Raw genomic sequence first — 14,251 nt, forward strand, 5'->3', positions numbered from 1 at the left:
GGGGACGGTTCTTCGGTGTCGGGTGGGAGGGGGAGGGCGGATGGGCGTCGTGTCATCGCCGGTGTCGCCCGGGGTACGCCGGGTGACGCTCGGGTCCGGTCGGGAGGCGCCCGTGACGGGGCTGCTGGCCGGACCGGAACCCCAGGACGGGCCCGGGCCGGCCCGCGCGCTGATCGTCGCGCTGCACGGCGGCGGGATGAGCGCCGGGTACTACGACGGGCAGGCCCACCCGGACGTGTCCCTCCTCGCTCTCGGGGCGCGGCTCGGCTACGCGGTGCTCGCGCTGGACCGGCCGGGGTACGGGCCGTACGCCGGGCTGGAGCCCGACGGCCAGGGCGTCGCCGACCAGGCCGGGGCCGTCGGAGAGGCGCTGGAGGAGGTCGCCGGGGAGCTGCCGGTGCTGCTGCTCGGGCACTCCTTCGGCGGCAAGGTCGCCCTCTCGCTGGCGGCGGACCGGCCGCCGCCCGGGCTGGTGGGCGTGGACGTGTCGGGGGTGGGGCACCGGCTGGCCGTACCGGCCGGGCGGGCCGCGCGGGGGGCGGGGTTCGGTACCCGGCAGCTCGACTGGGGTCCGACCTTCGGGCTCTATCCGCCGGGCACCTTCCGTGCCAGCCGGTCGGTGGTGGCACCGATGCCGAGGCGGGAAGTGGAGTCGGTGGCCGGGTGGACCGGTGGCGGCGCGGACGTCCTCGGGCGCGTCACCGTGCCCGTGCGCTTCACGTTCGCCGAGCACGAGGCGTGGTGGCTGCACGGGCCCGACGACGTGGCGGATCTGACGGGCCGGCTGGCCCGGGCGCCACGGGTGGTGGTGGACCGGCTGGCCGGTGCGGGACACAACGTGAGTCTCGGCTGGGCGGCCCGCACCTACCACCTGCGGGTCTTCGCGTTCCTGGAGGAGTGCCTGGCGGCGGGCGGCGCGCCCGCGGGGCCGGAGTCGTGAGGGCCGGCTTCGGCGAGGTCTTCCGCGCCCTGCGCGTCCGGGACTTCCGGCTGTTCGTCCTCGGCCAGATCGTGTCGGTGGCCGGCACGTGGATGATGGTCGTCGCGCAGGACTGGCTCGTCCTCGCCCGCACCGGCGGGTCGGCGAGCGCCCTGGGCACGGTGACCGCCTTGCAGTTCGCTCCCCTGCTGCTCTTCACCCTCTACGGGGGCCGGCTCGCCGACCGGTACGACAAGCGGGCCCTGCTGACGGTCGCGAACGCGCTGTCGTGCGCCCTGGCCCTGGCACTCGCGGTGCTGGTCCTGGCGGACGAGGTCCGGCTGTGGCACGTGTACGTCTTCGCGTGCGCGCTCGGCGTGGTGAACTCGGTCGAGGTGCCCGCGCGGATGGCGTTCGTCGGGGAGCTCGTCGGATCGGAGCTGCTGCCCAACGCCTCGGCGCTCAGCGCCGCGTACTTCAATGTCGCCCGCGTCGTCGGCCCGGCCCTGTCGGGGCTGCTGATCTCGGTGGCCGGCGTCGGCTGGGTGATGCTGCTGAACGCGGCGAGTTACGCGGCCACCCTCCTCGCCCTGCGCCTGATGCGGGGCGGGACGGGGCGGGCGGGGCGGCGCGGCGACCGGGTGCGGGTGCTGGACGGGCTGAAGGCGGCCGGCCGCTTCGACCTGGCGGTGCCGCTGCTGCTGGTGGCGGTGGTGGGGCTGTTCGGTCTCAACTTCCAGCTGACGCTGCCGCTCCTGGCCGCGCAGGTGCATCACGCCGGCGCCTCGACCTTCGGTGTGGTGACCGCCGTCTTCGCGGCCGGGTCGCTGATGGCCGCGCTGGCCACGACCGTGCGGCGGGGCCGGCCCTCGGCCCGCCTGGTGGCCGGGGCGGCCGTCGGCTTCGGCGTGCTGGAGGCCGCCGTGGGCGTGGTGTCTTCGTACGGGCCGTCCATGGTGCTGCTCTTCCTCACCGGAGGGGCGTCGATCTTCTTCGTGCAGGCCGCCAACCACCGGATCCAGCTGGGTGTCCCGCCCGAGCTGCGCGGCCGGGTCCTGGCCCTGTACACGCTGATCCTCCAGGGGTCGACGCCTCTGGGCGCGCTGCTCGTCGGCGTGCTCGCCGACCGGTGGGGGGTGCGGTGGGGGTTCGTCGCCGGCGGGCTGGTGTCCCTGGCGGCGGGGCTCGGGGCGGTCGCGGCCGGGCGCCGGGGCGAGCGGGGAGACCGGGGCGAAGGCGGGGACGGGATCGGGGCCGGGGCCGCCGAGGCCGCCGTGCGGGGGCGGGAGCCGTCCGGGGAACGGGCCCGGCCGTGAGGGAGCTGCCCGGGGCGGGGGCCGTGGAGGTGTGGCTGCTGGGCCTTCCGGCCGGGGCCGCGGGCGCGGCCACGGGCGGGGCCTCGGAGGCGTACGGGCTGCTCGACGAGGAGGAGCGGCGCCGCGCCCGGGAGTTCCGGACGGCGGGCGGCCGTGACCGGTACGTGTGGGCCCACGCGATGCTGCGGCGGGTGCTGGCCCCGTACACGGGGGTGGCCGCGGCGGAGCTGCGGTTCGGCCGCGAAGGGCGGTACGGGCGGCCGGTGGTGCGGGGTGCCGGGGCGCCGGTCGGCTTCTCGCTGTCGCACAGTCACGCGCTGGTGGCCGTCGCCGTGGCGGCGGGCGCCGTCGGTGTGGACGTCCAGCGGGAGTGCCCGCCGGGGACGGTCGAGGCGTGCCTGCCGAGGCTGCACCCGCGCGAGCGGGCGGAGCTGGAGCGGCTGTCCCCGTCGCGGCGGACGGCGCAGTTCACCCGGCTGTGGGCGCGCAAGGAGGCGTACCTCAAGGGCCTGGGAACGGGGCTCGGGCGTCCGCCGCGCGCCGACTACCTGGGGGAAGGGGAGCCGGCGGCCCGGCCGGCGGGGTGGGGCGTGGGCGGGGTGGCCGCCCCGGCCGGATACGCGGCGGCGGTGGCCGTGCCCGTGCCCGCCGGGGGGACGTGGTCGGTACGGACCGTGGGCTCAGCCGGCCTCGTGGGGTGAGGCCTTCCGGGCGGGGTCGGATCGGGTGGCGGGGTCGGATCGGGTGCTGGGGTCGGTTCGGGTGGAGTCGGTCGGCGGCGTCCCGTGGAGTGCGCGCGTACGGCCGGGGATCGCGTCGAGCAGGGCGCGGGTCCAGGGGTCCCGGGGCTCGGTGAACACGGTCTCGACGGGGCCCGTCTCGACGATCCGGCCGTGCCGCATCACGGCGACGCGGTGGGCGATCTGGCGTACGACGGCCAGGTCGTGGGTGATGAAGAGGTAGCTCAGGCCGTCCTCCCGCTGGAGTTCCGTGAGCACGTCGAGGACGCGGGCCTGCGCCGAGACGTCGAGGGCGGAGACGGGTTCGTCGCAGACCACGAGGTCGGGGCGCAGGGCCAGGGCGCGGGCGATGGCGACCCGCTGGCGCTGCCCGCCGGAGAGCTCGGAGGGGCGCCGGCGGGCGACGGCCGCGGGCAGGTGGACGCGTTCGAGGAGTTCGGTCACCCGCCGGGAGCGTTCGGCGCGGTCGGCGACGCGGAACGCGCGGAGGGGTTCCGCGACGATCTCGGCGACGGGGAGCCGCGGGTCGAGCGAGGTGTAGGGGTTCTGGTAGACGATCTGGAGGCGGCGGCGCAGCGCGCGCAGGGCGGTCCCCCTCAGACGGGTGATGTCTTGGCCGTCGAAGGTGATCCGGCCCGCCGTCGGGGTGGTCAGGCGCAGCAGCAGCCGGGCCGTCGTGGACTTGCCGGAGCCGGACTCGCCGACCAGGGCGAGGGTTTCGCCGCGCGCGATGCGCAGGCTGACGCCGTCGACGGCGGGGGGCGTGGGGCCGTGGGGACCGGTGCGGTGGCGCGGGAACTCCTTGACGAGCCCCTCGGCGGTCAGCAGGTCGGGGACGGCGGCGCCGCGCCGGGCGGCGGGGAGGGTGACGCGGGCGGGGGCGAAGGCGGGGACGGCGGCCAGCAGGGACCGGGTGTAGGGGTGCTGGGGTGAGGTGAGGACCTCGTGGGTGGGGCCGGTCTCGACGATGCGGCCCCGTGCCATGACGGCGATCCGCTGGGCCCGGTCGGTGGCCACGCCGAGGTCGTGGGTGATCAGCAGGACGGCGGTGCCCGAGGTGCGGGTGAGCATGTCGAGGTGGTCGAGGATGGTGCGCTGGACGGTGACGTCGAGGGCGCTGGTGGGTTCGTCGGCGATGAGGAGGCGGGGGCGGGCGGCGAGGGCGATGGCGATGAGGGCGCGCTGCCGCATGCCGCCGGAGAGTTCGTGGGGGTACTGGCGGGCCCGCTCCCGCGGCCGGTCGAGGCCGGCTTCGCCGAGGAGTTCGGCGGCCCGGTCGAGGGCGCCGCCGCGGTCGGGTGCGAGCCCGTGCAGGAGGAGCACCTCGGCGACCTGGGCGCCGATGCGCTGCACGGGGTTGAGGGAGACGGCCGGGTCCTGCGGGACGAGGCCGATGGCCCGGCCCCGGTGCGCGCGCAGGACGGCCTCGTCGGCTCCCGCCAGGTCGGTCCCGGCGTACCGGATCGTGCCGGCGTCGATACGGGCACCGGGCGGGAGGAGACCGAGGACGGCGTGGGCGGTGGTGCTCTTGCCGGAGCCGGACTCGCCGACGAGGGCGAGGACGTCGCCGGGCCGGACGGTGAGGTCGACGCCCCGGACGGCGGGGACGGGGGCGGCGCGGCTGCCGTAGGTGATGGTCAGGTTCCGTACGGCGAGCAGCGGATCCGCACCGGTCCGCGCCGGTGCGTCCGCGTCCGCGTTCGCGTCCGGGCTGGTTTCCGCGCCTGCCGGCGAGGTGGTGGTCATGGTGTCTCCCTCGCCTCGCCGTCGAGGGCGCGGGCGATGCGGTTGGCGGCCAGGACGGTGGCCGCGAGGGTGAGTCCGGGCAGGGTGGTGAGCCACCAGCCGGCGGCGAGGTAGTCGCGTCCGGAGGCGACGAGGGCGCCCCACTCGGGCTGCGGCGGGCGGGCGCCGTACCCGAGGAAGGAGAGGGAGGACACCTGGAGGACGACGGCGCCGAAGTCGACGGCCGCGTAGACGAGGACGGGTGCGGCGGCGTTCGGCAGGACGTGGCGCAGCAGCACCGCGTACCAGCGGACGCCGCCCGCGCGCGCGGCCTCGACGTACGGGGTGCGGGCGACGCGCTGGACCTCGGTGCGCATGATGCGGGCGAACATGGCGACGCTGGTGACGCCGACCGCGACGGCGACCTCGACGGTGCCGAAGCCGAGGGCGGTCACCAGGGCGAGGGAGAGCAGCAGTCCGGGGACGGCGAGCAGGACGTCGGTGAGGCGCATCAGGGCGGCGTCGGCCCGCCCGCCGAGGTATCCGGCGAGGAGGCCGACGAGCGAGCCGGCGACGAGCCCCACGGCGACGGCGAGTCCGGTGGCGCGCAGGGTGAGGGCGCTGCCGTGCACGACGCGGGCGTACAGGTCGCGGCCGAGCTGGTCGGTGCCGAAGGGGTGGTCCGCGCCCGGGGGCACGAGCCGTTCGCCGGGGACGCCGGCGAGGGGGTCGCGGCCGGTGAGGAGGGAGGGGAAGAGCGCCGCGAGCAGGACGACGGCGAGGAGGGCGACGGACAGGAGGAGTCCCGGCCTGCTCAGCCAGAAGGCGAGCGCGCCGCGGGTCCGGGAGCGGGGGGCGGGCAGGGGGGAGGAGGACTGGGGGGCCGGGGCATCGACGGAGTGCACGGCGAGGTCGCTCACGCGGTCACCGCCGGGCGGTCGGTCGCCGCGATGCGGGGGTCGAGGAGCGGGTGGACGAGGTCGACGACGAGGTTCGCGGTGACGTACACGAGGGCTCCGAGGACCACGAGCCCCTGGACGACGGGGATGTCCTGGGTGGTGACCGCCGTCGCGGTGAGCCGGCCGACGCCGGTGCGGGCGAAGACGGTCTCGACCACGACGGAGCCGGCGAGGACACCGCCGGTGAGGAGTCCGGCGACGGTCAGCGGCGGGGCGAGGGCGTTGCGGGCGGCGTGCCGGAGGTGGACGCGGGCCCGGCCCGCGCCCTTGGCGCGCGCGGTGTCGGTGTACGGCTCCGCGAGCGCGGTCCGCAGGCTCTTGGCGAAGACCTGGGCGACGAGCCCGGAGGCGGGCAGGGCCAGGGTCACCGAGGGAAGGATCAGGGAGCTCCAGCCCTCGTTGCCGAAGGCGGGCAGCAGGCCCCAGCGGAACGAGACCAGTTGGACGAGGAGGAGCCCGGTCCAGAAGGTGGGCGCCGACACGCCGGCGGCCGGCAGCGACAGCAGGAGCTGCCGCAGCCAGCGCCGCCGGGTGTAGGTGCCGAGCAGGGCGATCGCGCCGCCGAGCGGGAGGGCCAGGAGGAGCGTGGCGCCGGCGAGCTGGAGGGTGGCGGGCAGGGCCTCGGTGATGAGTTCCGCCACCGGCCGCCCGCCGTGCACCGAGGTGCCCAGGTCGCCGCGTACGGCGTTCCGGAGCGCGGTCGCGTACTGCTCGGGCACCGGCCGGTCGAGGCCGTAGCGGGCGCGCAGTTCGGCGACCTGCTCCGGGCTGACCGAGCTGGCGTCGCCGCCGCCCGCGGCCATGATGGTCACCGGGTCGCCGGGCAGCAGGTAGAGCACGGCGAAGGAGACCGTGTACGCGGCCCACAGCACGAACAGGGCCTGGGCGAGGACGCGCGGGAGGCGGCGCTTCACCGGTGCGTCTCCGTTTCCGCTTCCGCAGCCGCTTCCGCAGCCGCTTTCGTTTCCGTTTCCGCTTCCGCTTCCGGGGGCCTTGCCGGCCGGTGGCGGGCGGTCACGACAGCCACGTGTCGTGGAACTGGAGGCGGGAGGAGGAGTCGAAGGTCAGGTCGCGCACCTTCTTGGAGACCGCAAAGACGCTCGTCATCTCGAACACCGGGATCTGGTAACCCTGTTCGAGTATGCGGCGCTGTGCGGCGGCGACCTGGGCGGCACGGCGGGCGGGGTCGGTCTCCGCGGCCTGGGCGTCGAGGTCGCGCTGGAGCGTGGCGTCGTCGATGCGGGAGAGGTTGAGCAGCTTCGAGGAGAACGCGGTCCGCAGGATGTCGGGATCGGTGCGGGTGCCGTTGCCCCACGCGAGGTCGTAGTCGCCGGCCCCCCTGGACTTCTGGTAGTCGGCGACGGACAGGACGCTCAGGGTGAGCTGGATGCCGGCCTTCTTGACCTGTTGCTGGATCAGTTCGAGCGCGGACTGGTTGGGGCCGAAGTTGGTGCCGAGGATGACCTTCAATTCGAGCCGGCGTCCGTCCTTGACGCGGATCCCGTCGTCGCCGGCGCGCCATCCGGCCTCCTCCAGCACGGACTTGGCGCGGTCGACGTCGTGGGTGAGGAGGTCCCGGTTGTCGTGGTAGGCGTCGGTGGTCGCGGCGAGTGAGCTGGTGGCCGGACGGTAACTGGGGCTGAGGACGGTGGCGACGACCTCGTCGCGGTCGACGGCGGCCTGGAGGGCGCGGCGGACGGCGAGGTCCTTGGCGACGGGGCTCGCGGTGTTGGCGCTGAGCGCCACGGGCACACCGGGGCTGGAGCGGCCGACGACGGAGACCTGCTGTCCCTTGAGGAGGGCCTCGTCCTGGGGTGCCACTCCGGCGAAGGCGTCGATCTGGCCCGAGGTGAGGCTGCCGGAGCGGACGCCGGACTCGGGGACGACGCGGAAGGTGATGCCGTCGAGGCGGGCCGCGCCGGGGCTCTTCCAGAGGGAGGAGCCCCAGGCGTAGTCGTCGCGGCGGCCGAGTTCGACGGAGGTGTCGGGGGTGTAGCTCTTCAGGGTGAAGGGGCCCGAGCCGACGAGGGGGCCGGTGCAGCGCTGCTCGGCGGTGCGGCCCAGGGAGGCGGGGCTGAGAAGGCCCAGGGTGGGCGTGGAAGTGGCTTGGAGGAACTGGGCGTTGGGGCCGTTGAAGCTGATCTCGACGGTGTGCGCGTCGACGACCCGGGTCGCCTTGTAGCCCTGAAGGAAGCCGGCCCCGAGGATCGAGCGGGCGCCGAGGGCGTGGATGGCGTCGAAGTTGGCCTTCACGGCCGCCGCGTCGAGCGGGGTCCTGTCGCTGAAGGTGGCGTCGGTGCGCAGCTTGAAGGTGAACCGGGAGGCGCCCTCGCCGACCTCCCAGGAGCTCGCGAGCCAGGGCACGATCTTCCCGGTCTTCGGGTCCTGGTCGGTGAGCGAGTCGACGATGCCCCGGGTCACGTACATCGCGTCGCTGGTGGCGGCCTGGTGCGGATCGACGCAGGTGGGGTCGGAGGAGAGCGCGAAGGTGAGGTTCCCTCCGGAGCGGGAGCCCGCGCCCTTCCCGGCGTCGGAGCCGGCGGCGGTGCAGGCCGTGAGCGGCAGTGCGAGGAGGAGTACGGAGGTGACGGTGGCGACGGAGGCCCGGCGTCTGGGCTCCGCGGGGGTGCGGGGAGGCGTCTGGGTACGGGTGGCGGGCATGGCGGGGTGACTCCTGTCGTGCGCGTGGTGACGTGCGTGCGATGACGTGCGTGCGGTGACGTGCGTGCGTGCGGTGAAGGCGGACGGAACGTCCGGGGTTCGAAGGGGGCCAAGGGCGCGAGTGGCGAAGGGGCGAAGGGGCGTTACGGAAGCGAGCGGCCTTCCGGGGGCACGGGCGTCAGGTGCGGCCGAAGCGGAACCCGACGCCGCGTACGGTGACGATCCAGTCCGGGGCCCCCAACTTGGTCCGGATGGCGCTGACATGGGTGTCGATGGTGCGGCTGGCCCGGGCGTCGGGCACGGATCCCTCGCGGTAGCCCCACAGGTCGGCCATGAGCCGGGCGCGGGAGTGCACGATGTACGGCTCGGCGGCCAGACGGTGCAGCAGGTCGAACTCCTTGCGGGTGAGCTTGATCAGGCGCCCGTTGAGCCGCGCCTCCCGGGTCGCGGGGTCGATGCACAGCGACCCGCGGGCCAGCACGGCCGACGTCCGGCGGGAGGCCGCCCGCGTGGGGCGGGTCCTGCGGAGCACCGCCTCGATGCGGGCGATGAGTTCGCGCGGCCCGTAGGGCTTGGCGAGGCAGTCGTCGGCGCCGGCCTGAAGGCAGAGGACGCGGTCGAGTCCGCGGTCGGCGGAGGCGAAGGCGATGAGCGGGATGTCGCTCGTGGCGCGCACGGCCCGGCACACCTCCAGACCGTCGATGTCGGGTAACCGCAGGTCCAGGAGGAGCAGGTCGAATTCTTCATGCATATCCAGGGCTTCGGCCCCGGTCACGCATTTCATCGCGTCAAATCCATGGCGTTTCAGCTCGTCGCTGATGAATGAACTCTCCGTCAGGTCGGAATCGACCACCAGTGCATGCATTCAAATCCCCCGGTTCCATGCCATGGCCGTACGAGTGCGCAGCCTGGCAGTGCCTTGCTTGTCGTCACAACCCCGGTCTCGAACAATTCACAAGCCTGTAAAGAGGGCGGGGAGCGGCGTCGACGGCGCTCCGAGACCTGTCGGGTGACAAGTGTCGAGGCTAGGCACACCTTGGGTTTCCGGCAGTGACCGGGGTCACAGGCCGGGTGGTGGGGTGCGCTCGGCCCGGTCCGGTCCGGCAGATTTGCAGTTCCCCTGACATTCGCTTGTCAATTTCTTTGCGGGGCCCGCCAGGTTGACTCTGGCTTCACAACTCCTTTTGCCGGTCCTGAGATTCGCGGGTTGAAAACGCCGGACGGCCGGGCCGACGATATTCATGGCCGTCACCGCCCCGAAAAAGCGGCGCACCGCGGGGAACAGCTGGAATTCCCGCGATCGGTCGCACGAAAGTCGTGAGACCCGGCCGTTGTGAGACCCGACCGTTGTGAGAGGAGAGCCGTATGGACGCGTCCGTCGTGGTCGTGGGGGCGGGACCGGCCGGTCTGGCCCTGGCCGGGGAGCTGCGGCTGGCCGGCGTCGGTGTCGTGGTGCTGGAGCGGCTGGCCGCGCCCACCGGCGAGTCGCGCGGGCTGGGACTGACGATCCGCACGATGGAGACGTTCGACCAGCGCGGGCTGCTGCCCCGCTTCGGCGGCCCCGTGACGAGCCCGCAGGGCCACTTCGGCGGCATCCCGCTGGACTTCGGCGTCCTGGACGGCGCGCACAAGGCGGCCAAGGCCGTCCCGCAGTCGCTCACCGAGAGCGTGCTGGAGTCCTGGGCCCGCGGGCTCGGCGCCGACGTCCGGCGCGGTCACCTCTTCCTCGGCTTCGAGGAGGACGCCGAGGGCGTCCGGGTGCGCGCCGAGGGCCCGGACGGGCCGCTGACCCTGGCGGCGCGGTACCTCGTCGGCGCGGACGGCGGCCGCAGCGCGGTGCGCAAGCAGGCCGGGTTCGACTTCCCCGGTACGGAGGCGACCACCGAGCTCCTGCTCGCCGACGTGCGCGGGGTGGAGGTGGCGCCGCGAGGCATCGGTGAACTGGTCCCCGGCGGCATGGTCATGTCCGCGCCGCTCGGCGACGGCGTCCATCGCCTGATCGTCGGGGAGCGCGGCACGCCGCCCCGCCGCCGTACCGCGCCGCCCCGCTTCGAGGAGGTCGCCGACACCTACAAGCGCCTGACCGGGGACGACATCGCGCACGGCGAACCGGTGTGGGTCAGCGCCTTCACGGACGCCGCCCGGCTCGTCACCGAGTACCGGCGGGGCCGCGTGATCCTGACCGGCGACGCCGCCCACATCCATCTGCCGGCCGGCGGGCAGGGCATGAACACCGGCATCCAGGACTCGGTCAACCTGGGCTGGAAACTGGCCGCCGTCCTCCAGGGACGGGCGCCCGCCACCCTCCTCGACACCTACCACTCCGAACGGCACGCCGTGGGCCGCCGGCTGCTCGCCAACACCCAGGCACAGAGCCTGCTGATCCTTGGCGGTGCCGAAGTGGGGCCGCTGCGCGAGGTGCTGGGCGAGCTCGTCTCGTACGAGGAGGTGGCCCGCCACCTCGCCGCGAAGGTGAGCGGCCTGGAGATCCGCTACGACGTCGGCGCCGGCACCCATCCGCTGCTCGGCGCCCGGCTGCCCGCGCTGCCCCTGACCGTGGCCGGCCGGACCACCGGCAGCGCCGAACTGCTGCACCGGGGCCGCGGCGTCCTGCTCGACCTCGACGACAACCCGTGGCTGCGCCGCCGGGCCGCCCCCTGGAGCGACCGTGTGGACGTGGTGACCGCCGCGCCCCTGGGACCCGTCCCGCACGGCAGTACGGCCGTGCTCCTGCGGCCCGACGGCTACGTGGCGTGGGCGGCGCCCGGCAGCCACGACGACCTGCCCACCGCCCTGGACCGCTGGTTCGGACCCCCGGCCACCGCGGCCCGGGGGTCCCGCCCGGCACCCGCCTGACCACACACCCCGCCCGCGCGCCCACCCCCACCCACCTACACGCCCACGCCCACGCCCACGCCCACCCACACCCACACCCACACGTCAGACCTTACCCACCCCCACCGCACCGGCTCCTGAGAGAGGTATCGATGCACAGCACCCTGATCGTCGCCCGGCTCACCGGCTCGGACGACGAGGTCGCCCGGCTCTTCGGCGCGTTCGACGCGACCGAGATGCCCCACCTGATGGGCACCCGCAGGCGCCAGCTCTTCGCCTACCGCGGCCTGTACTTCCACCTCCAGGACTTCGACGACACCGACGGCGGCAGCCGCATCGAGGGCGCCAAGAGCGACCCGCGGTTCGTCTCCATCAGCGACGACCTGAAGCCGCACATCGAGGCGTACGACCCCGCCACCTGGCGCTCCCCCGCGGACGCCATGGCCCGGCGCTTCTACCATTGGAGCGCCCGGTGACCCGGCCCGACGACCGCCGGGTCGTGATCACCGGGATCGGGGTGACGGCCCCCGGCTCCCTCGGCACCAAGAACTTCTGGCAGCTGCTGACCGACGGCCGCACCGCGACCCGCCGGATCTCCTTCTTCGACCCCTCGCCGTTCCGCTCCCAGATCGCCGCCGAGGTCGACTTCGACGCCGAGCTGGCCGGGCTGACCCCCCAGGAGATCCGGCGCACGGACCGGGCCGCGCAGTTCGCGATCGTGACCGCCAGGGAGGCCGTGGCGGACAGCGGGCTCGACCTGGACGCCCTCGACCCGTCCCGGACCGGCGTCACCATCGGCAGCGCCGTCGGCGCGACCACCGGCCTCGACCAGGAGTACCGCACGGTCAGCGACGGCGGCCGGCTCGACGTCGTGGACGGCACCTACGCGGTACCGCACCTGTACAACTTCCTGGTCCCCAGCTCCTTCGCCACCGAGGTCGCCTGGGCCGTCGGCGCCGAGGGACCCAGCACCGTGATCTCCACCGGCTGCACCTCGGGGCTCGACGCCGTCGGGTACGCGGCCGACGTCATCCGCGACGGCCTCGCCGACGTGATGGTGGCCGGCGCGACCGACGCCCCCATCTCCCCCATCACCGTGGCCTGCTTCGACGCCATCAAGGCCACCACCGCCCGCAACGACGACCCCGAGCACGCCTCGCGGCCCTTCGACGCCAGCCGCAACGGCTTCGTCCTGGGCGAGGGCTGCGCCGTCTTCGTCCTGGAACGCCTCGACCGGGCCCGCGCCCGCGGCGCCCACGTCTACGCGGAGATCGCCGGCTACGCCACCCGTTCCAACGCCTTCCACATGACGGGCCTGCGCCCCGACGGCCGGGAGATGGCCGAGGCGATCCGGGTGGCCCTCGACGAGGCCCGCCTCGCCCCCGACGCCGTCGACTACATCAACGCGCACGGCTCCGGCACCAAGCAGAACGACCGCCACGAGACCGCCGCCTTCAAGGCGAGCCTCGGCGAGCACGCGTACCGCACCCCGGTCAGCTCCATCAAGTCGATGGTCGGGCACTCGCTCGGCGCGATCGGCTCCATCGAGATCGCCGCCTCGGCGCTCGCCATGGAGCACCACGTCGTCCCGCCGACGGCGAACCTCCACACCCCCGACCCCGAGTGCGACCTGGACTACGTACCCCTGACCGCGCGCGACCAGCTCGTGGACGCCGTCCTCTCGGTCGGCAGCGGCTTCGGCGGCTTCCAGAGCGCCATCGTCCTCGCCCGGCCCGACCGGAGCACGCGATGAGCGCCCGCGCCGTGGTGACCGGCCTCGGCGTCGCCGCCCCCAACGGCCTCGGCCTGGAGGAGTACTGGTCCAACACCCTCGCCGGGCGCAGCGCCATCCGGGAGGTCACCCGCTTCGACGCCTCCTCCTACCCGTCGCGGCTCGCCGGCGAGATCGGCGGCTTCGAGGCCGGAGAGCACCTGCCGGGCCGGCTGCTGCCGCAGACGGACCGGATGACCCGGCTCGCGCTGGTCAGCGCCGACTGGGCGCTCGCCGACGCCGGGGTGGCGCCGGACGAGCTGCCGGACTACGCCGCCGGTGTGATCACGGCGAGCCACTCGGGCGGTTTCGAGTTCGGGCAGAACGAGCTGAAGGCGCTGTGGAGCCGGGGCGGGCAGTACGTCTCCGCGTACCAGTCCTTCGCCTGGTTCTACGCCGTCAACAGCGGCCAGATCTCCATCCGCAACAAGCTGCGCGGCCCCAGCAGCGTCGTCGTCAGCGACCAGGCCGGCGGTCTGGACGCGGTGGCGCAGGCCCGTAGGCAGGTCCGCAAGGGGACCTCGCTGGTGGTGTCCGGCGCCGTCGACGCCTCCATCTGCTCCTGGGGCTGGGTGGCCCAGCAGGCCGGCGGGCGGCTGACGACGAGCGACGACCCGGAGCGGGCCTACCTGCCCTTCGACGAGGACGCCTCCGGGCACGTGCCGGGCGAGGGCGGCGCGCTGCTGGTCGTGGAGGACGAGGAGCACGCCCGGCGCCGGGGCGCGCCCCGGGTGTACGGCGAGATCGCCGGTCACGCGGCGACGATGGACCCCCGGCCGGGCAGCGACCGCGCCCCGGGCCTGCGGCGGGCGATCGAGCTGGCGCTGGCCGACGCGCAGGCGGCACCGGGCGACATCGACGTCGTCTTCGCGGACGCCGCCGCCGTTCCGGAGCTCGACCGGATCGAGGCGCGGACGCTGGCCGAGGTGTTCGGCCCGCGCGGCGTCCCGGTCACCGCGCCGAAGACGATGACGGGCCGGCTCTACTCCGGGGCGGCGCCGCTCGACCTGGCCGCCGCGCTGCTCGCCCTGCGCGACGGGGTCGTTCCGCCGACCGTCGCCACCCGGCCCGACCCCGCCCACGCCCTCGACCTGGTCACCGGCGCGCCGCGCGAGGCCCGGCTGCGTACCGCGCTCGTCCTGGCCCGCGGCCAGGGCGGCTTCAACTCCGCGCTCGTGGTCCGCGCGGTGGACCACTGACCGCTGCCCCGGCCCTGCGCCCGTTCCCGCACAACGTCCCGCGCAATGCCCTGCACAACGCCCTGCACAAGGTCCCGCGCAACGCCCTGCGCAATGCCCTGCACAAGGTCCCGCGCAACGCCCCAC

Annotated in this window: 12 protein-coding genes; 7 read left to right on the forward strand and 5 right to left on the reverse strand. The window is 74.6% G+C overall.

All coding sequences use genetic code 11. The features are described 5' to 3' along the window. The first annotated feature begins 40 nt into the window (after positions 1-40). Genes ACWCP2_RS16530 through ACWCP2_RS16540 form a run of 3 tightly spaced genes read left to right on the forward strand, consistent with a single transcriptional unit; the run spans position 41 to position 2,936 of the window. Positions 41-940 carry an alpha/beta hydrolase gene (locus tag ACWCP2_RS16530; RefSeq protein WP_450909278.1) on the forward strand — a complete coding sequence of 300 codons (900 nt, stop codon included), beginning with the start codon at positions 41-43 and terminating at the stop codon, positions 938-940. Further along, positions 937-2,235 carry an MFS transporter gene (locus tag ACWCP2_RS16535; protein WP_450909279.1) on the forward strand — a complete coding sequence of 433 codons (1,299 nt, stop codon included), beginning with the start codon at positions 937-939 and terminating at the stop codon, positions 2,233-2,235. The genes ACWCP2_RS16530 and ACWCP2_RS16535 overlap by 4 nt, the downstream gene beginning before the upstream one ends. Beyond that, positions 2,232-2,936 carry a 4'-phosphopantetheinyl transferase family protein gene (locus ACWCP2_RS16540; RefSeq protein ID WP_450909280.1) on the forward strand — a complete coding sequence of 235 codons (705 nt, stop codon included), beginning with the start codon at positions 2,232-2,234 and terminating at the stop codon, positions 2,934-2,936. The genes ACWCP2_RS16535 and ACWCP2_RS16540 overlap by 4 nt, the downstream gene beginning before the upstream one ends. Here the strand turns inward: ACWCP2_RS16540 and ACWCP2_RS16545 are convergent. From ACWCP2_RS16545 to ACWCP2_RS16565, 5 genes are all read right to left on the reverse strand, one after another. Beyond that, positions 2,916-4,721 carry a dipeptide ABC transporter ATP-binding protein gene (locus ACWCP2_RS16545; RefSeq protein ID WP_450909281.1) on the reverse strand — a complete coding sequence of 602 codons (1,806 nt, stop codon included), beginning with the start codon at positions 4,719-4,721 and terminating at the stop codon, positions 2,916-2,918. The two genes, ACWCP2_RS16540 and ACWCP2_RS16545, sit on opposite strands and share 21 nt — an antisense overlap. Then, positions 4,718-5,620 carry an ABC transporter permease gene (locus ACWCP2_RS16550; protein ID WP_450909282.1) on the reverse strand — a complete coding sequence of 301 codons (903 nt, stop codon included), beginning with the start codon at positions 5,618-5,620 and terminating at the stop codon, positions 4,718-4,720. The genes ACWCP2_RS16545 and ACWCP2_RS16550 overlap by 4 nt, the downstream gene beginning before the upstream one ends. Continuing rightward, positions 5,617-6,573, reverse strand: a complete 957-nt coding sequence (locus tag ACWCP2_RS16555; protein ID WP_450909283.1) for an ABC transporter permease — start codon at positions 6,571-6,573, stop codon at positions 5,617-5,619. The genes ACWCP2_RS16550 and ACWCP2_RS16555 overlap by 4 nt, the downstream gene beginning before the upstream one ends. A 100-nt stretch (positions 6,574-6,673) precedes the next feature. Further along, positions 6,674-8,320, reverse strand: a complete 1,647-nt coding sequence (locus ACWCP2_RS16560; protein ID WP_450909284.1) for an ABC transporter substrate-binding protein — start codon at positions 8,318-8,320, stop codon at positions 6,674-6,676. A gap of 178 nt (positions 8,321-8,498) precedes the next feature. Next, the gene (locus ACWCP2_RS16565; protein WP_450909285.1) at positions 8,499-9,185 is read right to left on the reverse strand and encodes a response regulator transcription factor; all 687 of its coding nucleotides are present in this window, start codon (positions 9,183-9,185) and stop codon (positions 8,499-8,501) included. A gap of 500 nt (positions 9,186-9,685) precedes the next feature. Between ACWCP2_RS16565 and ACWCP2_RS16570 the strand changes: the two genes are divergently transcribed. The 4 genes from ACWCP2_RS16570 (at position 9,686) to ACWCP2_RS16585 (ending at position 14,125) form a co-directional block, all read left to right on the forward strand. Further along, on the forward strand, positions 9,686-11,176 hold the full coding sequence (locus ACWCP2_RS16570; RefSeq protein WP_450909286.1) for an FAD-dependent monooxygenase: 1,491 nt from the start codon (positions 9,686-9,688) through the stop codon (positions 11,174-11,176). Positions 11,177-11,307: 131 nt separating this feature from the next. Then, positions 11,308-11,631, forward strand: coding sequence for a TcmI family type II polyketide cyclase (locus ACWCP2_RS16575; RefSeq protein ID WP_450909287.1), 324 nt, complete (start codon positions 11,308-11,310; stop codon positions 11,629-11,631). Then, entirely contained in the window at positions 11,628-12,908 is a 1,281-nt protein-coding gene (locus ACWCP2_RS16580) for a beta-ketoacyl-[acyl-carrier-protein] synthase family protein (RefSeq protein WP_450909288.1), read from the forward strand. The genes ACWCP2_RS16575 and ACWCP2_RS16580 overlap by 4 nt, the downstream gene beginning before the upstream one ends. Further along, on the forward strand, positions 12,905-14,125 hold the full coding sequence (locus ACWCP2_RS16585; RefSeq protein WP_450909289.1) for a ketosynthase chain-length factor: 1,221 nt from the start codon (positions 12,905-12,907) through the stop codon (positions 14,123-14,125). Before ACWCP2_RS16580 ends, ACWCP2_RS16585 begins: the two co-directional genes overlap by 4 nt. The last annotated feature ends 126 nt before the right edge of the window (positions 14,126-14,251 follow it).

It is taken from the genome of Streptomyces sp. NPDC002104 (genome assembly GCF_053593795.1).

What these genes read in the sequence shown, in the direction of transcription:
- ACWCP2_RS16530 (WP_450909278.1), top strand. Translation starts at nt 41, where the DNA reads ATGGGCGTCGTGTCATCGCCGGTGTCGCCCGGGGTACGCCGGGTGACG.
- ACWCP2_RS16545 (WP_450909281.1), bottom strand. Translation starts at nt 4,721, where the DNA reads ATGACCACCACCTCGCCGGCAGGCGCGGAAACCAGCCCGGACGCGAAC.
- ACWCP2_RS16560 (WP_450909284.1), bottom strand. Translation starts at nt 8,320, where the DNA reads ATGCCCGCCACCCGTACCCAGACGCCTCCCCGCACCCCCGCGGAGCCC.
- ACWCP2_RS16565 (WP_450909285.1), bottom strand. Translation starts at nt 9,185, where the DNA reads ATGCATGCACTGGTGGTCGATTCCGACCTGACGGAGAGTTCATTCATC.
- ACWCP2_RS16570 (WP_450909286.1), top strand. Translation starts at nt 9,686, where the DNA reads ATGGACGCGTCCGTCGTGGTCGTGGGGGCGGGACCGGCCGGTCTGGCC.
- ACWCP2_RS16575 (WP_450909287.1), top strand. Translation starts at nt 11,308, where the DNA reads ATGCACAGCACCCTGATCGTCGCCCGGCTCACCGGCTCGGACGACGAG.
- ACWCP2_RS16585 (WP_450909289.1), top strand. Translation starts at nt 12,905, where the DNA reads ATGAGCGCCCGCGCCGTGGTGACCGGCCTCGGCGTCGCCGCCCCCAAC.